25 protein-coding genes, 1 pseudogene and 1 riboswitch are annotated in these 20,552 nt (G+C 30.0%); of the genes and pseudogenes, 23 read left to right on the forward strand and 3 right to left on the reverse strand.

Going from position 1 to position 20,552, the window contains the following annotated elements; translation table 11 throughout:
* The first annotated feature begins 83 nt into the window (after positions 1 to 83).
* The 13 genes and pseudogenes from HMPREF3046_RS05385 (at position 84) to gcvPB (ending at position 10,930) form a co-directional block, all read left to right on the forward strand.
* On the forward strand, positions 84 to 416 hold the full coding sequence (locus tag HMPREF3046_RS05385) for a hypothetical protein (protein WP_070717261.1): 333 nt from the start codon (positions 84 to 86) through the stop codon (positions 414 to 416).
* Complete coding sequence (locus tag HMPREF3046_RS05390) at positions 409 to 2,052, forward strand: terminase large subunit (RefSeq protein WP_070717265.1); 1,644 nt, start codon at positions 409 to 411, stop codon at positions 2,050 to 2,052. Before HMPREF3046_RS05385 ends, HMPREF3046_RS05390 begins: the two co-directional genes overlap by 8 nt.
* 12 nt (positions 2,053 to 2,064) lie before the next feature.
* Positions 2,065 to 2,373, forward strand: coding sequence for a phage head closure protein (locus HMPREF3046_RS05395; protein WP_070717269.1), 309 nt, complete (start codon positions 2,065 to 2,067; stop codon positions 2,371 to 2,373).
* A 277-nt stretch (positions 2,374 to 2,650) separates the two neighbouring features.
* Positions 2,651 to 2,869 (forward strand): hypothetical protein, encoded by a 219-nt coding sequence (locus HMPREF3046_RS05400; protein ID WP_070717271.1) that lies wholly within the window; start codon positions 2,651 to 2,653, stop codon positions 2,867 to 2,869.
* 110 nt (positions 2,870 to 2,979) lie between these two features.
* Positions 2,980 to 3,657: pseudogene (locus tag HMPREF3046_RS05405) on the forward strand (ATPase, T2SS/T4P/T4SS family); the annotation flags it as partial.
* A complete protein-coding gene (comGB, locus tag HMPREF3046_RS05410) occupies positions 3,629 to 4,693 on the forward strand; it encodes a competence type IV pilus assembly protein ComGB (RefSeq protein ID WP_070717273.1) in 1,065 nt (354 codons plus the stop codon). The pseudogene HMPREF3046_RS05405 and the gene comGB, both read left to right, overlap by 29 nt.
* A 19-nt stretch (positions 4,694 to 4,712) precedes the next feature.
* Positions 4,713 to 5,024, forward strand: a complete 312-nt coding sequence (gene comGC, locus HMPREF3046_RS05415) for a competence type IV pilus major pilin ComGC (RefSeq protein WP_070717276.1) — start codon at positions 4,713 to 4,715, stop codon at positions 5,022 to 5,024.
* On the forward strand, positions 5,014 to 5,448 hold the full coding sequence (comGD, locus tag HMPREF3046_RS05420; protein WP_070717278.1) for a competence type IV pilus minor pilin ComGD: 435 nt from the start codon (positions 5,014 to 5,016) through the stop codon (positions 5,446 to 5,448). Before comGC ends, comGD begins: the two co-directional genes overlap by 11 nt.
* 263 nt (positions 5,449 to 5,711) lie before the next feature.
* Complete coding sequence (locus HMPREF3046_RS11415; RefSeq protein ID WP_256278219.1) at positions 5,712 to 6,137, forward strand: type IV pilus minor pilin ComGF family protein; 426 nt, start codon at positions 5,712 to 5,714, stop codon at positions 6,135 to 6,137.
* Positions 6,138 to 6,301: 164 nt separating this feature from the next.
* Positions 6,302 to 6,811 carry a shikimate kinase gene (locus tag HMPREF3046_RS05440; protein WP_070717288.1) on the forward strand — a complete coding sequence of 170 codons (510 nt, stop codon included), beginning with the start codon at positions 6,302 to 6,304 and terminating at the stop codon, positions 6,809 to 6,811.
* Positions 6,808 to 6,929: riboswitch (glycine riboswitch) on the forward strand. (Overlaps the previous gene by 4 nt.)
* A gap of 75 nt (positions 6,930 to 7,004) precedes the next feature.
* Positions 7,005 to 8,096 carry a glycine cleavage system aminomethyltransferase GcvT gene (gene gcvT, locus HMPREF3046_RS05445; RefSeq protein WP_070717290.1) on the forward strand — a complete coding sequence of 364 codons (1,092 nt, stop codon included), beginning with the start codon at positions 7,005 to 7,007 and terminating at the stop codon, positions 8,094 to 8,096.
* Between the two features lie 16 nt (positions 8,097 to 8,112).
* Positions 8,113 to 9,465 carry an aminomethyl-transferring glycine dehydrogenase subunit GcvPA gene (gcvPA, locus tag HMPREF3046_RS05450; protein WP_070717294.1) on the forward strand — a complete coding sequence of 451 codons (1,353 nt, stop codon included), beginning with the start codon at positions 8,113 to 8,115 and terminating at the stop codon, positions 9,463 to 9,465.
* On the forward strand, positions 9,452 to 10,930 hold the full coding sequence (gcvPB, locus tag HMPREF3046_RS05455; RefSeq protein WP_070717297.1) for an aminomethyl-transferring glycine dehydrogenase subunit GcvPB: 1,479 nt from the start codon (positions 9,452 to 9,454) through the stop codon (positions 10,928 to 10,930). Before gcvPA ends, gcvPB begins: the two co-directional genes overlap by 14 nt.
* 69 nt (positions 10,931 to 10,999) lie before the next feature.
* On the opposite strand, the gene HMPREF3046_RS05460 is transcribed toward gcvPB, so the two are convergent.
* Positions 11,000 to 11,386, reverse strand: coding sequence for a rhodanese-like domain-containing protein (locus tag HMPREF3046_RS05460; protein ID WP_002449897.1), 387 nt, complete (start codon positions 11,384 to 11,386; stop codon positions 11,000 to 11,002).
* Positions 11,387 to 11,535: 149 nt separating this feature from the next.
* Here HMPREF3046_RS05460 and HMPREF3046_RS05465 point away from each other — a divergent pair, with 149 nt between their 5' ends.
* Positions 11,536 to 12,366: a lipoate--protein ligase family protein gene (locus HMPREF3046_RS05465; RefSeq protein WP_070717300.1), complete on the forward strand. Its 831-nt coding sequence runs from the start codon at positions 11,536 to 11,538 to the stop codon at positions 12,364 to 12,366.
* A 51-nt stretch (positions 12,367 to 12,417) separates the two neighbouring features.
* Here HMPREF3046_RS05465 and HMPREF3046_RS11505 read toward each other — a convergent pair whose 3' ends face one another.
* Both HMPREF3046_RS11505 and HMPREF3046_RS05475 read right to left on the reverse strand, forming a co-directional pair.
* Complete coding sequence (locus HMPREF3046_RS11505; protein WP_070717302.1) at positions 12,418 to 12,633, reverse strand: SA1362 family protein; 216 nt, start codon at positions 12,631 to 12,633, stop codon at positions 12,418 to 12,420.
* A 16-nt stretch (positions 12,634 to 12,649) separates the two neighbouring features.
* Positions 12,650 to 13,231, reverse strand: a complete 582-nt coding sequence (locus HMPREF3046_RS05475) for a putative periplasmic lipoprotein (RefSeq protein ID WP_070717304.1) — start codon at positions 13,229 to 13,231, stop codon at positions 12,650 to 12,652.
* 100 nt (positions 13,232 to 13,331) lie between these two features.
* Here HMPREF3046_RS05475 and HMPREF3046_RS05480 point away from each other — a divergent pair, with 100 nt between their 5' ends.
* The 9 genes from HMPREF3046_RS05480 to HMPREF3046_RS05520 all read left to right on the forward strand — a co-directional run bounded on the left by HMPREF3046_RS05480 (position 13,332) and on the right by HMPREF3046_RS05520 (position 20,296).
* Positions 13,332 to 14,390 (forward strand): M24 family metallopeptidase, encoded by a 1,059-nt coding sequence (locus tag HMPREF3046_RS05480; RefSeq protein ID WP_070717308.1) that lies wholly within the window; start codon positions 13,332 to 13,334, stop codon positions 14,388 to 14,390.
* Positions 14,391 to 14,417: 27 nt separating this feature from the next.
* Positions 14,418 to 14,975 carry an elongation factor P gene (efp, locus tag HMPREF3046_RS05485; protein ID WP_002449752.1) on the forward strand — a complete coding sequence of 186 codons (558 nt, stop codon included), beginning with the start codon at positions 14,418 to 14,420 and terminating at the stop codon, positions 14,973 to 14,975.
* Positions 14,976 to 15,233: 258 nt separating this feature from the next.
* A complete protein-coding gene (gene accB / locus HMPREF3046_RS05490) occupies positions 15,234 to 15,710 on the forward strand; it encodes an acetyl-CoA carboxylase biotin carboxyl carrier protein (RefSeq protein WP_002449862.1) in 477 nt (158 codons plus the stop codon).
* Complete coding sequence (gene accC / locus HMPREF3046_RS05495; RefSeq protein ID WP_070717310.1) at positions 15,710 to 17,065, forward strand: acetyl-CoA carboxylase biotin carboxylase subunit; 1,356 nt, start codon at positions 15,710 to 15,712, stop codon at positions 17,063 to 17,065. Before accB ends, accC begins: the two co-directional genes overlap by 1 nt.
* Before the next feature lie 12 nt (positions 17,066 to 17,077).
* Positions 17,078 to 17,437, forward strand: coding sequence for an Asp23/Gls24 family envelope stress response protein (locus tag HMPREF3046_RS05500; protein ID WP_070717313.1), 360 nt, complete (start codon positions 17,078 to 17,080; stop codon positions 17,435 to 17,437).
* Positions 17,438 to 17,469: 32 nt separating this feature from the next.
* Positions 17,470 to 17,856 carry a transcription antitermination factor NusB gene (nusB, locus tag HMPREF3046_RS05505; protein WP_017176252.1) on the forward strand — a complete coding sequence of 129 codons (387 nt, stop codon included), beginning with the start codon at positions 17,470 to 17,472 and terminating at the stop codon, positions 17,854 to 17,856.
* Positions 17,857 to 17,876: 20 nt separating this feature from the next.
* Entirely contained in the window at positions 17,877 to 19,214 is a 1,338-nt protein-coding gene (gene xseA, locus HMPREF3046_RS05510; RefSeq protein ID WP_070717315.1) for an exodeoxyribonuclease VII large subunit, read from the forward strand.
* Complete coding sequence (locus HMPREF3046_RS05515; RefSeq protein ID WP_002449791.1) at positions 19,207 to 19,437, forward strand: exodeoxyribonuclease VII small subunit; 231 nt, start codon at positions 19,207 to 19,209, stop codon at positions 19,435 to 19,437. The genes xseA and HMPREF3046_RS05515 overlap by 8 nt, the downstream gene beginning before the upstream one ends.
* Positions 19,415 to 20,296 carry a polyprenyl synthetase family protein gene (locus tag HMPREF3046_RS05520; protein ID WP_070717319.1) on the forward strand — a complete coding sequence of 294 codons (882 nt, stop codon included), beginning with the start codon at positions 19,415 to 19,417 and terminating at the stop codon, positions 20,294 to 20,296. Before HMPREF3046_RS05515 ends, HMPREF3046_RS05520 begins: the two co-directional genes overlap by 23 nt.
* The last annotated feature ends 256 nt before the right edge of the window (positions 20,297 to 20,552 follow it).

Consider the following 20,552-nt stretch of genomic DNA (forward strand, 5'->3'; position numbering starts at 1 on the left):
GGAGCGGCGTGGGACTTAACTTTTCCTCCATTCGAGATTTTAAAAATTTAGGGGTAAGATAATCAAATTAAGAAGGTGAATTTATGAATAAGAAAAGTATTTCAATTAATTTAGAACAACTTAAAAAAGAAATAGATAAAGAAGATATGAAAAATAAATCGGTCGCTTATGACTTGCTAGAAGAACTAGCATTTATGAAAGAAACCATGAACGAACTCAAGAGAACAGTAAGACAAGAAGGGGCAACCTATGTATTTACACAGGGCGAGCAATCATATCTAAAAGAAAATCCTGCAATGAAGTCATACAATACAACAGTTACAAAATACAATGCGACACTCAAACAACTTTTATCTCTCATTCCTGCACAAGTTGAAGAATCAGACGCATTTATGGAATTTGTAGAAAATGCCTAATTACATCTTAGAATACTGGCAAGAGATGAAAGAGGGGCGTGTGACTGTATCAAAGCGTATCTATAAGCAGTATGAGAAACTTATTGAAGATATGAACTACCACCCTAAATATGTGTATGATGAAAAGAAAGCAGAGCGACCTATCCAGTTTATAGAATCATTTTGCAGACATTCCAAAGGTGAACTAGCTGGCAAGCCATTAAAACTAGCACTATTTCAAAAGGCGTATATATCGGCTCTATTTGGCTTTATAGATAAAGAAACAGGTCACAGACGCTATACTGAATCATTTTTCTTTGTAGGTCGTAAGAATGGTAAAACAACTATGTTATCAGCAATTGCTCTATATATGATGATTGCAGACGGGGAAAGTGGGGCGGAAGTTTATTCTGTGGCTAGTAAAAAGGATCAAGCAAATATTTTATTCGACCAATCACACGAGATGATTATGCAAAGTCCTGATTTAAATAGAAATATCCGTAAGCGTAAAGCTGATTTATACTTTCCACATAACTTTAGCAAAATGCAATCACTAGGAAAGAACTCCAATTCATTAGACGGATTAAATGCTCATTTGGTTGTGATTGATGAACTACATTCTATTCAAGATAGAAATTTATATGAAGTAATGAAACAATCACAGTCGGCACGTACACAGCCATTACTTATCATGATTACAACAGCTGGAACACATAGGGGTACTATCTTTGATGATTTATATGAGTATGCGTGTAATGTGGTAGACGGTCAATTTAAAGATGATAACTTTTTACCGATTATGTATGAACTTGATGATAAGGAAGAATATAAAAATCCTGAGTGTTGGCAAAAAGCTAATCCTTCACTACATATTTCTAAAAAAGTTGAGGACTTAGAACGTAAAGTGTCACGTGCTAAAAATAATCCTAATGACTTAACAGGAATACTTACAAAAGATTTCAACATACGTGAAACGACTAATAAAGCATGGCTCACATTTGAAGATATTAATAATACTGATACATTCGACATCACAAAATTTAAAGGCACTTATGCCATAGGTGGTGCAGATTTAAGTATTACGACTGACCTAAGTTGTGCCACATTGTTATTCTTAGATCCACAAACTGAGCAGCGTTACATTCATCAAATGTATTGGCTACCTGAGGACAACTTGCGTAAGCGTGTAGATGAGGACAAAATACCTTATGACAAATGGCACGAACAGGGGCTATTACGCTTATGTAGTGGCAATACGATTGATTATAGCGACATTACAGAATGGTTTAAAGAAATGCTCAATGAGTACGATATAACACCATTATGGATATACTATGATAACTATTCAGCAAGATACTGGGTAGATGAAATGGAAGCAAACGGATTTAAGATGATTAGAACGCCACAAGGGGCTAAGACGCTTAGCTTACCAATGCAGAATATGGGGGCAGACCTGCAAAAGAAAAAGATTAATTATAATAACCACCCTATATTAAAGTGGTGCTTAACGAATACAGGAATTGAAACAGATAGAAACGGAAACATTGTGCCTGTTAAGAATCAGTCACCTAAAAGACGTATTGACGGTACAGCGTCTATGTTAGACGCATATGTAGGTTTATTTGATAACTATGAAAGTTTTTTAAGAGCGATGTGAGGAGGATAAACAATGGCATATCATTTTAATAATAAAATAAAAATAATTGAAAGGGTAAGTGGTGGGCCAATGCCTAATGATTATAAAGAGGAAGTAATTGCAGAACCGTGGGCAGACATCAAAACAATTCGTGGTAATGAGTATTTGGGTTCTGGATTCAAAGCGTCAGAAATTCCTATAAGATTCATTATCAGATATAGAGAGGGTATAAATTCAAAACAGCGTATTAAGTGGAAAGATCTAGATTTTAACATTGAATCTGTTCAAAATGATAATGGCTTGAATAGAACATTAACTATTTATGGTAAAGCGTATAAATAAGACGCTGAGAGAGGGTCTGTGTTGCAAGATAATATATTTATACGCATATCGGATAAGTAGAAACATAAAAAAACACCGGGTGAAAAGCCCGGTGACAAGAACTAATGAAAAACATTGTTGCATGGTCGCAAAACGTTATAGACGAAAAATTATGAAACGTGTACCTTTTCGGTACATCTTTATTATAACATAAAGTTATAGATAATGTTAAATATGATAACTTTTATTTATAGTTAAAACAGTGTATAATTACATATGTATATAAGGAGGTTTTACGATGAATTGTTTTATCCAATTAAAAAATGATAAGTATGTTGATATTGAAGAAGTAAAAGAAGTTAAATACTCATATCCACATTCTGAACGAGTGACAAATGTTGAGATAGACAACATACATGATTTAAAAGTTTCTGACGGTGCAAATTATGTATTTGTTGGTAATTCAACTGTGGTAGTTAAGGGTAGCGACATCTTTTACTTGCAGTTTATGTCATGACATAATTATGACATAACAGAATAGAAAAACTGAAAATAATAGGAGTATTAAAATTGTAAAACGTTGATTTAATAGGCTTTTATACTTTTATTTACCCTTATTTTTATCATTGTTCAATCAGACTTATCCCTCAATATTTCACTTCTAAAAGAGAGTATAAGAACTTTAATGACTTTAAACCGTTAATGAATAAAAAGCAGGGTCTCATTTTACTAACTGGTCCAACAGGTTCAGGTAAAAGTACTTTGATGTATCAATTAGTACTCTATGCTTTTCAAGAATTAAATTTAAATGTTATTACAATTGAAAATCCGGTTGAACAATTATTAAAAGGCATAACACAAGTGTCAGTAAATCATAAAGCCGGTATAGATTATGTTAGTTCATTTAAAGCAATATTAAGATGTGATCCAGATGTTATTTTAATTGGTGAAATTAGAGATGCTGAAGTGGCAAAATGTGTTATTCAAGCAAGTTTAAGTGGTCATTTAGTGCTAACTACCATGCATTCAAGCAATTGTAAGGGTGCAATACTCAGATTGCTAGAGATGGGGATTAGTGTTCAAGAAATTTCACAAGCAATAAATGTCATTTCAAATCAAAGATTAGTTACAACTACTTCAAATCAAAGAAAGCTTGTTTGTGAGTCCATTACAAATAATCAAATTCAATATTTTTTTGAACATAACCATACGCTTCCTGAGACATTTAATAATTTAAAAGAAAAATTATTATCGCTATCGAAAGAAGGACTTATACGTGAAGATGTGGTTGACAAATATATTTAACAAACATTCTAAAGTTCTTAGCGAAAATCAACAAATTATACTTCTAAATAATTTGAATAACTTACTTAAGAGTGGATTTACATTATTAGAATGTTTTAATTTTATAAATTTGTATTTTAATTATAAAAATAAAGATATAGCAAATAAAATAGTTAAAATAATAAAAACGGGAGGAGAATGCGATCAAATATTAGAATTGATAGGCTATCCTAAATCTATTATCACTCAAATTCAATTTGCGCAGAAATATGGGAATATAAATGAAGCACTAGAGGAAGCAGTGAATTATTTAAAAACCAATCTTCAAGCTAAACAACGAATATTAAAAGCTATTCAATATCCCATTATTTTAATTGCAATATTTATAACTATGTTAAGTATATTAAATTATACAGTTTTACCTCAATTTGAACATCTGTATTCAATGATGGATGTTAAATTTAATTTATTACAAATTATTATTACATATTTAATAAGTCATTTACCGCAAATTTTTCTTTTTGTTTTTTCTATTTTACTAACTTTATCCATCATTATATTTATCTTTCTCAATAAATTAGATATACCCAAAAAACTTACATTCATTTCTTACATACCAATTGTACGTTTTTATTATTCGACTATAAAAACATATCAACTTGCTAATGATTTAGCTTTATTTTATAAAAATGGCATTAGTATTCAACAAGTTGTAGATATGTACATTCATCTACAAAACAACACATTTTTGAACTATATTGGTATCGTTATTCAAAATGAACTAAATAGAGGCATTAATTTACCCAATATTTTGGTTAAAATACCATGTTATCAATATGATTTAATACAGTTTATTAAGCAAGGTGAGAAAAATAATAAATTAGATATTGAGTTGAAAATGTATTGTCAAATATTAATTCAAAGGCTCCAACAAACAGCTTTAAAACAATCAAAAATTATCCAACCTATCGTATTTATATTCTTAGGAGCCTTTATAGTCTGTTTGTATCTAGTGATCATGTTACCCATGTTCCAACTTATGCAAAATATTAAGTAAAGTAAAATGGAGTTTTTCTATGAAAAAATTCAAAAATAAATTAAAAGCTTTTACTTTAATTGAGATGTTACTTGTACTATTAATAATTAGTGTTTTACTCATTCTCATTATTCCAAATATAGCTAAACAAATGTCACATATTCAATCAACAGGCTGTGAAGCTCAAGTAAAAATGGTCAATAGTCAAATTGAAGCTTATACTTTAAAACATAATAGAGTTCCTAATTCTATTGAGGATTTAATAACTGAAGGGTTTATAAAACAAGGACAATCATCTTGTAAGTCTGGAGAAACTATCAGTATTAAAAATGGAGAAGCAGTTGCAGAGTAAGAATATTAAATCGTTCACTTTTATAGAGAGCCTATTAATCATTTTGATTTTAACAGTCTTACTTAATACAACTTTAAGGGGAAATGTTTTTAATAATATTTCTTTATCAGACGATATAAAAGCAACACAATTTGTTAATCAATTAGAATATTTTAAATCTAAAGCGATGCGTGATCATCAATCTATTACATTGTTAATTTCAAAACATTCTTCAATTATAAAAGTAATAGAAGCACATGGTGGGCGGTACAACTATGATATTGAAGATGGAAAAATAGTTGAAGTTAAAAATTTAGATAAAATCACTTTTAATAAAGAAGGAAGAATAAATCAGTTTGGCTCTTTAATATTGAAAATTAATCAACACCAATATAAGTTGATCATTAATATTGAAAAAGGAAGAATTAGATATTTTAAAATTTAAAGCAGTGTTACTCATCGATAGTTTATTTAGCTTATATATATTCACTACTATAGTTTTCACTTTAATTCCACTACTAATCAGTTTAAATCATACATTAAAAAAAGAATACCAAATTGTTGAAATTAAGCAAATCATAATGAGTAGTCTCAACCATTATGATAAAAAAACCATTTCAAAAGGTATAAATTTAGGTGATTATCATATTAAACTTTATTCTAATAAAATATGTGGACTTCACAAAGAAACTGAAATCGAATCATGCGTTGAATATTAAATTAAAATCATTCACTTTATTAGAAATATTAGTTTCATTATTTTTAACAACAATGATGTTAACATTTTTTCCTCAATTAATTAAAATGACTCATTCCTATATATACGAATCATATAATAGTTATCAAACAGAATATGCTTTTTTTCAGACAAATATAACTCAAATTATTTCGAAAAAACATCATTCTCTTATAATTAAGGATAAACATACAATTATTATTGATAATGAATCGTCTAAAAATTACATAGAATTTAAAAACAGCAAACTATTTTACAAAATTAATGGGAATGGCAATATCGTTTTACTAAATAATGTCATCAATGCAGAATTTCAAATTTTACCTTCTAGCATCATAAAATTAAATCTAAAAATAGGTGATAAAAACGACTACTATGAAAAAAACTTATTTTTATAAAATGAAAGGATATATAAGTAGCTATACATTATTTATTCTTAGTATATATTTTATAATTATATCTACTTATTCTGCTCAATATAGTATAAAATTAAAAACAATCCATAATATTCAAATATATTATGATAATATAATAAGTGATAAACTTAAGAGAGGCGATTAGGATGACTCATTCTTATTTACCACTTATATTAACAGGTTTTATGGGTACTGGTAAAAGTACTATTGGCGAATATTTGGCTTCAAAAATACACTGTTCATATATTGATTTAGATACATATATAGAAATGAAAGAATTTAAAACAATACCAGATATTTTTAATGAAATTGGTGAAAAAGGATTTCGTAAGGTAGAATATCAATATTTAAAGGATTGTATTGGTAAATACGATATTATATCAACGGGGGGAGGAATTATAGAAAACGATGATTCTATCTCACTTTTAAAAAATAAAACAGTTATTTGGTTAGATTGTGATATTGATATTATCTATAATAGAATTGCTAATGATCCACATAGACCAAATGCGAAAAACAAAAGTGAAAAACAATTAAAAGACTTGTATTTATCGAGAGTTTCAAGATATAATGAAATCGCATCCACAAAAGTAGATAGTAGTAAAACAATTGAATGTGTATATAAGACAATTTTAAATCATATACCATGCGAATGATCAGTATTAGAGAGAATAACTTGAACTGATTCTATAGTTGTTTTGAAATTATGTCATGTTATCGCCGAAGGTGCAAGTAAACTACGAAACTCTCAGGCAAAAGGATAATACTGTTACGCAGTCCTGGATTTGTTATTTAGACAGGGTAGCTTCTGCTACTCTGCTTTTTTTATAAAAAATAGGGGGTTTTTAAATGACAAGCGAATTAAAAAAGACACCATTATATGAAACTTATGTAAATAGTGGTGCTAAAATAGTTGAATTCGGTGGATGGGCTATGCCTGTCCAATTTACTAGTATTAAAGAAGAACATAACGCAGTTAGATACAAAGTGGGTATGTTCGATGTAAGTCATATGGGAGAAATTTTAATTGAAGGTGAAAATGCTAGTAAATTTGTTCAATATTTACTTTCAAATGATACTACTAATTTATCTGAAACTAAAGCTCAATATACAGCTTTATGTAATGATGAAGGTGGTATTATTGATGATTTAGTAACATATAAGATTGCTGATAACAAATACTTATTAATTGTTAATGCAGCCAATACTGATAAGGATTTCGAATGGATTCAAAAACATCAATCTAAATTTAATGTTGCTGTAACAAATGTATCTGAACAATATGGTCAATTAGCGATTCAAGGCCCTCAAGCAAGAACTTTAGTAAGTGAACTTGTTGATGTTGATGTAAGTGGAATGAAGCCTTTTGAATTCAAACAAAATGTAACTATTTTTGGAAAAAATGTTATCTTATCTCAATCTGGATATACAGGTGAAGATGGTTTTGAAATTTATTGTAATTCAAGTGATACAGTTGACATTTGGAATGGTTTTATTGATAAAGGCGTTGTCCCTTGTGGTTTAGGTGCAAGAGATACACTTAGATTAGAAGCTGGTTTACCTCTTCATGGACAAGATCTCACTGAATCAATCACACCTTATGAAGGTGGAATTGCTTTTGCTGCTAAACCTTTAATTGAAGATGAGTTTATTGGTAAATCTGTTTTAAAAGATCAAAAAGAGAATGGGTCAAAACGACGTACTGTGGGTTTAGAACTTATAGATAAAGGCATTGCAAGAACTGGTTATACAGTAATGAATCTTGATGGAAAAGAAATAGGTGAAATTACTTCAGGAACTCAATCACCTTCTTCAGGAAAATCAATTGCTATGGCTATTATTGATCGTGATGAATTTGAGTTAGGTAAAGAATTACTAGTTCAAGTTCGTAAAAGACAATTAAAAGCTAAAGTTGTTAAGAAAAATCAAATCGAAAAATAACTAAGGGGTGTGCAGTGTGAGTCATCGTTATATACCATTAACTGATAAAGATAAAAAAGAAATGTTAGAAACAATTGGAGCAAGTTCAATTACCGAGCTCTTTGGAGATATTCCAAAAGATATTTTACTTAATAGAGATTTGAATATAGATAGTTCAGAAGCTGAAACTTCACTTTTAAGAAGATTGAATACTATTGCAAATAAAAATATTACTAAAGAAACACATGTAAGTTTTTTAGGTGCAGGCGTATATGATCATTACACACCTGCAGTAGTAGACGCTATGATTTCTCGTTCTGAATTTTATACTGCTTATACACCTTATCAACCTGAAATTTCTCAAGGTGAACTACAAGCAATTTTTGAATTCCAAACATTAGTTTGTGAACTTACTCAAATGGATGTCGCAAATTCGTCTATGTATGATGGCGTAACTAGCTTTGCCGAAGCTTGTATATTAGCCTTCAATCATACTAAAAAGAACAAAATTGTAGTATCTAAAGGTCTCCATTATCAGGCTCTACAAGTATTAAAAACGTATATTAAAGTAAGAAAAGAATTTGAAATTGTTGAAGTTGATTTAAATGGAACGATTACTGACTTAGAAAAATTAGAACAAGCCATTGATGATGATACTGCAGCAGTTGCTGTACAATATCCTAATTTCTATGGATCAATTGAAGATTTAGAAAAAATTCATTCTTATATTGCAAATAAAAAAGCGTTATTCATTGTTTATTCTAACCCATTAGCATTAGGCGTTTTAACACCTCCAGGACAATTTGGAGCAGATATTGTTGTTGGTGATACACAACCATTTGGTATTCCTACTCAATTTGGCGGTCCTCATTGTGGTTACTTTGCTACTACTAAAAAGTTAATGCGTAAAGTTCCTGGCAGATTAGTAGGACAAACTCAAGATGATGAAGGTAATAGAGGATTTGTTCTTACTTTACAAGCTCGTGAACAACATATCCGTCGTGATAAAGCCACATCAAATATTTGTTCAAACCAAGCATTGAATGCTTTAGCGTCCTCAATTGCTATGTCAGCTCTTGGTAAACAAGGTATTTATGATATTGCGGTTCAAAACTTAGAACATGCTAATTATGCTAAAAATCAATTTAAAAACAACGGTTTTGAAGTTCTAGATGGTACATCTTTTAATGAATTTGTTGTTAAGTTTGATCGACCTATCAAAGATGTAAATAAAAACTTAGCAGATCATGGTTTTATCGGAGGCTTTGACTTAGGTGAAGCTTCATCAGACTTTGATAATCACATGTTAATTGCTGTTACTGAATTAAGAACTAAAGAAGAGATTGATACATTTGTTGAGAAAGCTGGTGAGCTAAATGGTAGTAAGTAAATCTAGTCCATTAATTTTCGAAAGATCTAGAGAAGGTAGATATGCATACTCTTTACCACAAAGTGATATTAAAACAGACTCTGTTGAAAGTATTTTAGATGATAAATTTATTCGTAAAAATAAAGCAGAGTTTCCTGAGGTGGCAGAATTAGATTTAGTACGTCATTACACGGAACTTTCGAATAAAAACTTTGGGGTAGATTCTGGGTTTTATCCCTTAGGTTCTTGTACTATGAAATACAATCCGAAAATCAACGAAAAAGTTGCTCGTATTTCTGGATTTGCAGAATCTCACCCACTTCAAGAGGAAGAACAAATTCAAGGTTCATTAGAAATTATATATAGTTTACAAGAAGAACTAAAAGAAATTACAGGTATGGATGAAGTAACTCTACAACCAGCAGCAGGTGCTCATGGTGAGTGGACAGCTTTAATGATTTTTAAAGCATATCATATAAAAAATGGTGAGGGGCATCGTAATGAAGTTATTGTTCCAGACTCTGCACATGGTACAAACCCTGCTTCAGCTTCATTTGCTGGATTTAAATCAGTAACTGTAAAATCTAATGAACGCGGTGAAGTTGATATCGAAGACTTAAAGCGTGTCGTTAACGAAAATACCGCTGCTATTATGTTAACTAACCCAAATACTTTAGGTATCTTTGAGAAAAACATTATGGACATCCGTGAAATTGTTCATGAAGCAGGTGGGTTACTCTATTACGATGGAGCAAACTTAAATGCTATTATGGATAAAGTTCGTCCTGGAGATATGGGATTTGATGCTGTGCACCTAAACTTGCATAAAACATTCACAGGTCCTCATGGCGGTGGTGGCCCTGGTTCAGGCCCAGTCGGCGTAAAAAAAGAATTAGCAAGTTATTTACCAAAACCAATGGTGATTAAAGACGGTGATACATTTAAATATGATAATGATATTGAAAATTCAATCGGTCGAGTAAAACCATTTTATGGTAACTTTGGTATTTATTTAAGAGCCTATACGTATATTAGAACTATGGGTGCACAAGGATTAAAAGAAGTATCTGAAGCAGCTGTCTTAAATGCGAACTACATTAAAGCGCGATTAAAAGATCATTATGAAATCCCTTATGAACAATACTGTAAACATGAATTTGTCTTAAGTGGATCTAAACAAAAAGAATATGGTGTCCGTACTCTGGATATGGCAAAACGTTTACTAGACTTTGGCGTACATCCACCAACAATTTACTTCCCGCTAAATGTGGAAGAAGGTATGATGATTGAACCAACTGAAACTGAATCTAAAGAAACTTTAGACTACTTCATTGATGCAATGCTTCAAATTGCAGACGAAGTTGAAAGTGATCCTGATAAAGTATTAGAAGCACCTCATACAACTATCATTGATAGATTGGATGAAACAACTGCAGCTCGTAAACCTATTCTTAAATTTGAAGATTTACATCAAGAAAAACTTTAATAATGAATGGTTTAATTTCAGAAATAATAAAACTCTCAAGAAATTTCTTGAGAGTTTTATTTCTGATAATTATTTTTTAGTTTTAATTTTACCAGTCCATTTTTTATAGCCGCCTTTAAGCATGTATAAATCTTTATATCCATTTTTTTTTAAAATGCGAGCAGCACGATAACTGGCAATACCATTTGCATCACAAAGATATACAGGTTGATCTTTACGTAAACCTTGAAATCTTTGTCTAAACATAGATATTGGAATATTGCGAGCACCATTAATATGACCATAATCATAATCAACTTTTTCACGTACATCAATGACTTGGGCTTTTCTTAAACCTTTGTGAAATTCGTTTTGATCTAGTTCAGTTACAGCTCGTCGATTAAGAAAGAAATTTCCAACCATGTAAAGGATTATTAAAACTATAATTATTAATGCTATAATCAAAGATACATTCATATTGCATCCTCCCTAATTACCCGATATTATTAATTATAAAGGTGTTAGCCCAATTTATCAAAATTTTTTTATTGTTTCTATTACTGATACATTCTAACGTAATATTAACGTTGAATTGATATAAATTAAGTTGTGATTGGAGTTTTTATATGACTGAAACATGGAATTTTATCAATACTGGAAGCCACGACCCTTATTATAATATGGCGATGGATGAAGCCTTATTAAATTTTGTTTCAAGAGGGGAAATTGATCCTGTAGTTAGATTTTATACTTGGAATCCTGCTACCTTATCTGTAGGTTATTTTCAAAGATTAAAAAAAGAAATTGATATCGATAAAGTAAAAGAAAAAGGATTTGGTTTAGTTCGTCGTCAAACTGGGGGCAGAGGCGTTCTACATGACAAAGAATTAACATATAGTGTTATCGTACCTGAAGCTCATCCAAATATGCCTTCTACAATTACTGAAGCTTACCGTATCATTTCAGAGGGGCTTTTAGAGGGCTTTAAATTATTAGGATTTGATGCTTATTTTGCTATTCCACGTTCTAAAGAAGAAAGAGAAAAATTAAAACAACCAAGAAGTGCCGTTTGCTTTGATGCTCCAAGTTGGTATGAATTGGTCGTTGAAGGACGTAAAATTGCAGGTAGTGCACAAACACGTCAAAAGGGCGTTATTCTTCAACACGGATCACTACTTCAAGATGTAGATGTAGACGAATTATTTGATATGTTTATTTTTAAGAATGATCGCTTGAAAGAAAAAATGAAAAAAGCTTTCGTAGATAAAGCTGTAGCAATAAATGATATATCAGATAGACACATCTCTATTGAAGAAATGGAAAAAGCATTTGAAGAAGGATTTAAAAAAGGATTAGATATCGAATTTAAACCACTATCTCTAACTGAAAATCAACTAGCCGAAGTAAAAGATCTTGAAGAAAAATATCGTTCAGAAGAGTGGTTATATAAAAAATAAATATAAAACAAGGAGGCTTAAGAGTACTAATACTCTTGAACCTCCTTGTTTTTATTTTCGTTGTCGTTTTTTATATTTTCGGACTGCTCTTCGGTATTTTCTCTGATCTTCTGTAAGGAAGAAAAAATAATAGATAAAATAAATAATAAGAGCAATAATTATAAGTGTGAAAATTGATTTCATGAACGACATTACAAAAATATTTAGATTTAGCAGTAAACCTATAGCTGCTATAATTAAAACGAAATAAAATATAATATTTTTCAACTAAAAAACTCCTATTTTATGAACTACTAGAAACATTAATTTGTGATAACTTCATCTTACCTTGATTTATTTTCTTTTTATTATTAGATTCATATCCATTTTTAATATCTTTAAAAGCAGATTGAAGATTTTTATTTATTTGTTTAATATTTCTGTCTTCGTTAGTATTATCATTTGATATATTACCTTTATCGGTATCACTTTTATATTTACTGTAGGTATCATCTATATCATTTGATAATGAATTTAGCTTTTCAAGATTTTGATTTTTATCATCTTTTTTAGTTTTATTTAAATCAAGTTGATTAAATTTATCGATAATCTTAGCAATATCTTGATAATAATTTGAAGAAGCTTGTAAAAAATTGGCTTCATTATTATTATCAACAGTTTTAGATACATCCTTTTTATCTTTGTTTAATGCTTCTAACTGAGATTTTTGATTATTTATATCTTGATTTAGTTGTTGAATTTTTAATTTTAAATGATGATTCTCATCTCTTAAATTGGTTGTTTTATCTTCTAAAGGTCCTAAATTTTGAGAGCCACAGCCAACCAAAAACAAAGAAGCTCCTAAAATCGTTAATAATCGTTTCATGTAAATCTCCCTAAATCAAAATATCTTTAATATTTTAAGTATGTTATTATTTTAATGTATATAATAAAAATGTACAAACGTTATACTAGGAGTGGATTAAATGGATAAATTAGCTAAAGTTCGTCATATATTAGAAAGTGAACATCTTGATGCTCTTGTTATATTATCTGACTATAATAGACGTTATATTTCTGATTTTACTGGAACAAGTGGCGCTTTAATCATTTCTAATAATGAAAATAAGTTGATTACAGATTTCCGTTATATTGAACAAGCCACAAATCAAGCCACTCACTTTGAAATTGTAAATCGACGTAGTGGGATTATTGATGAGATAAAAGAAATTATAAAAAACGAGCAGTATAAAACAGTAGGTTTTGAAGGTCATTTAGTTAGCTATGATACGTTTCGAGAATTAAGCCAAATTGATACGAATTACGTAAGTATAGGCAATGCCATTGAAAAAATTAGAGAAATTAAATCACCTGAAGAAATCGATAAAATAAAATATGCGGCTAAGATCGTGGATGATACTTATAACTACATTTTAAACATTGCAAAAGTTGGAATGACTGAAAGAAAGTTAAAAGCATTGCTTGAAAGCAAAATGTTAGAACTAGGCGCTGATGGTCCATCATTTGATACAATCGTTGCTTCTGGTTATAGAGGGGCATTGCCTCATGGAGTTGCTAGTGATAAAGTAATCGAAAAAGGTGACATGATTACTCTTGACTTTGGTGCATATTATAGAGGATATTGTTCAGATATTACTAGAACATTTGCGATTGGTGAACCTGATAAAAAATTGAAAGAAATCTATACTATCGTGCTTCAATCTCAAATAAAGGCAATTAAAGAAATCAAGCCAGGTATGACAACTAAGGAAGCTGACGCATTATCTAGAGATTATATTAAAGCACATGGTTATGGTAATGAATTTGGTCATTCTTTAGGTCATGGTATTGGTTTGGATATTCATGAAGGCCCAGTATTATCTAAAAATACTAATGATACAGTTCAAGTTAATAATTGTGTTACTATTGAACCAGGTATTTATGTAGATGGTCTTGGTGGAGTGCGTATAGAAGATGACATTTTAATTACTGAAAATGGGTGTGAAGTCTTTACTAAATGCACAAAAGACCTTATTATTTTATAGTAAGCGTATAATTGAGGAGGAAACTGAATGATTTCGGTTAATGATTTTAAAACAGGTTTAACTATTTCAGTAGATAATGGAATTTGGAAAGTAATTGATTTCCAACACGTAAAACCAGGTAAAGGTTCTGCTTTTGTTCGTTCAAAATTACGTAATTTAAGAACAGGTGCTATTCAAGAAAAAACTTTCCGAGCTGGTGAAAAAGTAGAACAAGCAATGATTGAAAATCGTCGTATGCAATATTTATATGCTGATGGAGATACTCATGTCTTCATGGATAATGAAACATTTGATCAAACAGAATTATCTGGCGATTACTTAAAAGATGAATTAAAATATTTAAAAGCGAATATGGAAGTTCAAATTCAGTCATATGAAGGTGAAACGATTGGTATTGAATTACCAAAAACTGTTGAACTTGAAGTTACTGAAACAGAGCCAGGTATTAAAGGTGATACTGCAACTGGTGCTACAAAATCTGCTACAGTTGAAACCGGTTATACTTTAAATGTACCATTATTCGTTAACGAAGGCGATGTGTTAGTTATTAATACAAGCGATGGTAGTTACATTTCAAGAGCATAATTAATAATTTTAAAAATTTAAATTAAAACAGGTTAATGCATATTTAATTATGGATTAACCTGTTTTTATATAAGTAATTAAAAAGAATAATCAATATTTTAGTATCTAATTTTTAATATAAATTTACTATATTATAATTATTGATATACTTTTTTAATCATAAGTTAGATCTCAGTTAAATGAACAAGCTTGAATTGATTTTCACACTCAAGTAAAATAGACGGGTAGATGAAAACTAAGTCGAGGAGTCATTAAATTATGAACTTTAAAGAAATTAAAGAATTAATTCAAATTCTTGATGAATCAAGTTTAACTGAAATTAATATAGAAGATAATAAAGGTAGCGTAGTTAATTTAAAAAAACAAAAAGAAACTGAAATTATTACGCCTCAATATTCCCAACAACCAACAGTGATGGCATCTCAACCATCTGTACAAACACCAATGGCAAATGAAATGTCTCAAACTAGTGAAGTAAACCAAGAAAATGAAACGTCAAACTACGAAACAATTAATGCTCCGATGGTAGGGACTTTTTATAAATCTCCATCACCTGAAGAGGAAGCTTATGTACAAGTTGGAGATAAAGTCACTAATGATTCAACTGTATGTATCTTAGAAGCCATGAAATTATTTAATGAAATTCAAGCAGAAGTTACAGGAGAAATTGTTGAAATTTTAGTTGAAGACGGACAAATGGTAGAGTATGGCCAGCCGTTATTTAAGGTGAAATAATGAAAAAAGTATTAATCGCAAATCGTGGTGAGATTGCAGTTAGAATTATTAGAGCTTGCCATGATTTAGGTATTCAAACTGTTGCTATATATTCTGAGGGAGATAAAGATGCATTACATACTCAAATCGCTGATGAAGCATATTGTGTCGGTCCAACTCAGTCTAAAGATTCATATTTAAATATCCCAAACATCCTATCTATAGCGACTTCAACAGGATGTGATGCAATTCATCCAGGTTATGGATTTTTAGCCGAAAATGGTGATTTCGCTGAACTCTGTGAAGCTTGCCAATTAAAATTTATTGGACCAAGTTATCAATCTATTCAAAAAATGGGTATTAAAGATGTAGCTAAAGCTGAAATGATAGCAGCTAACGTGCCTGTAGTACCAGGAAGTGATGGATTAGTTGATTCGATTGAAGATGCTAAAAAAGTGTCTAAAAAGATAGGATATCCAGTTATTATTAAAGCTACTGCTGGTGGCGGAGGTAAAGGTATTCGTGTTGCACGAAATGAGAAAGAGTTAGAAAATGGTTACCGTATGACACAACAAGAAGCACAAACAGCTTTCGGTAATAGTGGATTATACTTAGAAAAATTCATTGAAAATTTCCGTCATATTGAAATTCAAGTGATTGGTGATCAATTCGGTAATGTAATTCATTTAGGTGAACGTGACTGTACAATTCAAAGACGTATGCAAAAATTAGTAGAAGAGTCACCCTCGCCAATACTTACAGATGAAAAACGTAAAGAAATGGGTAAAGCCGCTATTAGAGCAGCTAAAGCAGTGAATTATGAAAATGCTGGTACTATAGAATTCATATATGATTTAAATGAAAATAAATTCTATTTTATGGAAATGAATACACGAATTCAAGTAGAACATCCAGTTACTGAAATGGTAACAGGTGTAGATTTAGTGAAATTGCAATTAAAAGTTGCTATGGGCGAACCACTACCTTATGCGCAAGAGGATATTACAATAAGTGGCCATGCTATTGAATATAGAATTAATGCTGAAAATCCATATAAAAATTTTATGCCTTCACCAGGTAAAATTACACAATACCTTGCGCCAGGAGGATACGGAGTGAGAATCGAATCAGCATGTTATACAAACTATACGATTCCTCCTTATTATGACTCAATGGTAGCAAAATTGATTGTGCATGAACCTACTAGAGATGAAGCAATAATGACTGGGATTCGAGCACTAAGTGAATATTTAATTCTAGGAATAGATACAACAATTCCATTCCATCTTAAATTAATGAATAATGATATTTTTAAATCTGGAGATTATAATACAAACTTTTTAGAAAAGTATAATATTATGGCTGAGAGTGAATAGGAGGATAAAACAATGGTAAATGTAGCAGATTATTCACATTCTAATTTAGGTAAAGTAGAAATTGTACCAGAAGTTATTTCAGTAATAGCAAGTATTGCTGTTTCTGAAGTTGAAGGAGTAACTGGGCACTTTTATGAACTAAAAAATAGTAATATTGAAAAAATAAGTCGTAAAAATTTAAATAAAAATTTAAAAGTTAATACTAAAGATGATGGTATTCATATTGATGTTTATTGCTCTATTAAACATGGAATAAAAATAGCTAAAGTTGCAAGTAAAATTCAGACTTCTATTTTTAATTCCATTAAAACAATGACATCTATTGAACCAAAAGAAATTAACATTCATATCATGCACATCACAGCTGAATAAATTAAAGTTACCATAACACAAAGGAGTTTCTTATGAGTCGTAAAGAATCAAGAAAACAAGCATTTCAGACATTGTTTCAACTAGAAATGAAAAATACAGATTTAACAATCAATGAAGCTATCAATTTTATAAAAGACGATTACCCAGACTTAGATTTTGAGTTCATCCATTGGCTTGTTACAGGGGTTAAAGATCATGAACAAGTTTTAGATCAAACAATTGAACCAAAATTAAAAGACTGGTCTATACAACGATTATTAAAAACGGATCGTATTATTTTAAGAATGGCTACATTTGAATTGCTTCATAGTGATACGCCTCCTAAAGTAATCATTAATGAAGCAGTAGAGCTAACAAAACAATTTAGTGATGAAGGTCATTATAAATTTATAAACGGTGTCTTAAGTAATATAAAATAAACATATTTGAGTGATGAATCATGTCAGAATATTTAAGTGTCTCTACTTTAACTAAATATATTAAATATAAATTTGATCAAGATCCACACTTGCAATCTATCCTATTAAAAGGTGAACTCTCAAACTTTAAAAAACATTCTAGTGGTCATCTTTATTTTAATGTGAAAGATAAAAATAGTGTGATAAGTGCTATGATGTTTAAGGGAAATGCTTCTAAACTGACATTTGATCCTAAAGAAGGAGACGAAGTTTTATTAGAAGCTCGAGTTTCGGTTTATGAACGTAGAGGAAATTATCAAATTTATGTTAATAAAATGGAAATTGACGGTATAGGAAATTTATACCAAAAGTTAGAACAATTAAAAGAAAAACTAAATAAGCAGGGGATTTTTAATCAAGATCATAAAAAAGCAATCCCTAGATTCCCTAAAAAGATTGCTATTCTTACAGCTGATACTGGAGCAGCAATCAGAGATATTCATACTACCATAGACAGTAGATACCCTCTAGTAGAAAAAATATCAATTAGTACATTAGTACAAGGTATTAATGCTAAAAATGATATTATTGAAAAAATTAAGTATGCAGATACTTTAGGAGTAGATACCATCATTCTAGGTCGTGGAGGCGGCTCTATTGAAGATTTATGGAATTTCAATGAAGAAGCAGTTGTTCGAGCTATATATGAGTGTCATACACCAATTATCTCAGCTGTAGGACATGAAACTGATTTTACTCTAAGTGATTTTGTAGCAGATATAAGAGCAGCAACTCCTACTCAAGCTGCTGTTATCGCCACACCAGATCAGTACGAACTCATTCAACAAATACATCAGTATCGATTTTCTCTTACTAAAAGTATTAAACAACTAGTAGAAAAACAACATAAACAATTAGATTATTTATCATCATATTATAAATTTAAACAACCTACATTGTTATATGATCAACAGATTCAACGAAGAGATGATTTAGAGAAAAAACTAACACAACTTTTAATATTAAATATTGACAAAAAAAGAAACAATATCGCTATATTGCGTCAACATTTTAATATAAGAAGATTAAATGATTCAATTGTACAATATCAAAAAATGAGCCGTAATAATGAAAATAGATTAATAAATTTAACATATAACTTAATTAATCATAATAAAGCTAATTTAAAAAATAAAATTGAACAATTAAATCAACTTAGTCCAACTAATACAATGTTAAGAGGATATTCAATTGTTAATAAGGATAATAAAGTCATTACAAGCACACATGATTTAAATGAACAAGATGAAATCACATTATCAATGAAAGACGGTAATGTAGATGCTATAGTTAAGAAAGTAAGGTGTGAAGATGAGTAAAGAACAACAAAGTTTTGAAGAAATGATGAAAGAATTAGAAAGTATAGTTCAAAAGTTAGATAATGAAACTGTTTCATTAGAAGAATCTCTTGATTTATATCAACGTGGTATGAAATTATCATCTGCTTGTGACAAAACTTTGAAAGATGCTGAAAATAAAGTAAATCAATTAATCAAAGAAGAAGCAAAGGATGAAGATGATGTTGAAGAAATCAATGAATGAATTGATTGAAATTATAAATAATAATCTTGACGGTATTATAAAACCGTCTCCTTTAAATACTAAACTAGAGGAAAGTATGCAATATTCACTTGATGCTGGTGGTAAAAGAATTCGTCCAGTGCTTGTATTACTGACTTTAGAAGTGTTAAATGAAAATTATAAAAAAGGTTTACAAACCGCATTGGCATTAGAAATGATTCATACTTATTCACTTATACATGATGATTTACCTGCAATGGACAATGATGATTTTAGAAGAGGAAAATTAACAAATCATAAAGTGTACGGAGAATGGAAAGCGATTTTAGCGGGAGATGCCTTACTAACAAAAGCATTTGAATTAATTGCAAATGATAAAAACTTAGATGCTGAAACAAAAGTAAAAGTTATTTCAAGACTTGCACATGATAGTGGCAATCTCGGCATGGTTGGTGGCCAAACCTTAGATATGGATAGTGAGAATACTCCAATAGAATTACATACTCTAGAGCAAATTCATAGGACAAAAACTGGAGCTCTTTTAAAATTTTCTATTTTAAGTGCTGCCGATATTGCCAATGTAAACGATGAAATTTTAAATACTTTAAATAGTTTCAGTGAACACTTAGGCCTAATGTTTCAAATAAAAGATGATTTATTAGATGTTTATGGTGACGAGAAAAAATTGGGTAAAAAAGTGGGAAGCGATTTAGAAAACCATAAAAGTACTTATGTTTCTTTACTTGGTAAATCAGGTGCTGAAGAAAAATTAAAATATCATAAAGATGCTGCAATAGATGCAATTAATCAATTGAAATTACAATATGATGTGGAACCACTTCTAGAAATTGTAGATTTATTTTATTCACGTGACCATTAATAGTTAGAGTTTTTCTCTTTAAAGATTATTAAAACAATAATCTTTAAAGAGTTTTTTGTTTTAGTATTCTACTTTTAATGATTTTAAATGCATAAATGTATATAAATTTAAATTTAATTTAAATAGAAAATATGATGATAAGTATCATAAATAATAATATCATTCTTCAAATCAACCTTTCTAAAGGATAACTTTAGTAGTAGTTAAAATAACGTTGTGTTAAAATCATTGTATAAATATTCGAAACTAGGAGTGT

This window comes from Staphylococcus sp. HMSC070D05 (genome assembly GCF_001815595.1).
GTDB classification, from domain to species: Bacteria; Bacillota; Bacilli; order Staphylococcales; family Staphylococcaceae; genus Staphylococcus; species Staphylococcus hominis.

What these genes read in the sequence shown, in the direction of transcription:
- HMPREF3046_RS05480 (WP_070717308.1), top strand. Translation starts at nt 13,332, where the DNA reads ATGGATAAATTAGCTAAAGTTCGTCATATATTAGAAAGTGAACATCTT.
- accB (WP_002449862.1), top strand. Translation starts at nt 15,234, where the DNA reads ATGAACTTTAAAGAAATTAAAGAATTAATTCAAATTCTTGATGAATCA.
- HMPREF3046_RS05395 (WP_070717269.1), top strand. Translation starts at nt 2,065, where the DNA reads ATGGCATATCATTTTAATAATAAAATAAAAATAATTGAAAGGGTAAGT.
- gcvT (WP_070717290.1), top strand. Translation starts at nt 7,005, where the DNA reads ATGACAAGCGAATTAAAAAAGACACCATTATATGAAACTTATGTAAAT.
- HMPREF3046_RS05515 (WP_002449791.1), top strand. Translation starts at nt 19,207, where the DNA reads ATGAGTAAAGAACAACAAAGTTTTGAAGAAATGATGAAAGAATTAGAA.
- HMPREF3046_RS05400 (WP_070717271.1), top strand. Translation starts at nt 2,651, where the DNA reads ATGAATTGTTTTATCCAATTAAAAAATGATAAGTATGTTGATATTGAA.
- gcvPB (WP_070717297.1), top strand. Translation starts at nt 9,452, where the DNA reads ATGGTAGTAAGTAAATCTAGTCCATTAATTTTCGAAAGATCTAGAGAA.
- nusB (WP_017176252.1), top strand. Translation starts at nt 17,470, where the DNA reads ATGAGTCGTAAAGAATCAAGAAAACAAGCATTTCAGACATTGTTTCAA.
- accC (WP_070717310.1), top strand. Translation starts at nt 15,710, where the DNA reads ATGAAAAAAGTATTAATCGCAAATCGTGGTGAGATTGCAGTTAGAATT.
- HMPREF3046_RS05465 (WP_070717300.1), top strand. Translation starts at nt 11,536, where the DNA reads ATGACTGAAACATGGAATTTTATCAATACTGGAAGCCACGACCCTTAT.
- comGC (WP_070717276.1), top strand. Translation starts at nt 4,713, where the DNA reads ATGAAAAAATTCAAAAATAAATTAAAAGCTTTTACTTTAATTGAGATG.
- xseA (WP_070717315.1), top strand. Translation starts at nt 17,877, where the DNA reads ATGTCAGAATATTTAAGTGTCTCTACTTTAACTAAATATATTAAATAT.
- HMPREF3046_RS05440 (WP_070717288.1), top strand. Translation starts at nt 6,302, where the DNA reads ATGACTCATTCTTATTTACCACTTATATTAACAGGTTTTATGGGTACT.
- HMPREF3046_RS05460 (WP_002449897.1), bottom strand. Translation starts at nt 11,386, where the DNA reads ATGAATGTATCTTTGATTATAGCATTAATAATTATAGTTTTAATAATC.
- HMPREF3046_RS05475 (WP_070717304.1), bottom strand. Translation starts at nt 13,231, where the DNA reads ATGAAACGATTATTAACGATTTTAGGAGCTTCTTTGTTTTTGGTTGGC.
- HMPREF3046_RS05520 (WP_070717319.1), top strand. Translation starts at nt 19,415, where the DNA reads ATGTTGAAGAAATCAATGAATGAATTGATTGAAATTATAAATAATAAT.
- HMPREF3046_RS05385 (WP_070717261.1), top strand. Translation starts at nt 84, where the DNA reads ATGAATAAGAAAAGTATTTCAATTAATTTAGAACAACTTAAAAAAGAA.
- efp (WP_002449752.1), top strand. Translation starts at nt 14,418, where the DNA reads ATGATTTCGGTTAATGATTTTAAAACAGGTTTAACTATTTCAGTAGAT.
- HMPREF3046_RS05500 (WP_070717313.1), top strand. Translation starts at nt 17,078, where the DNA reads ATGGTAAATGTAGCAGATTATTCACATTCTAATTTAGGTAAAGTAGAA.
- HMPREF3046_RS05390 (WP_070717265.1), top strand. Translation starts at nt 409, where the DNA reads ATGCCTAATTACATCTTAGAATACTGGCAAGAGATGAAAGAGGGGCGT.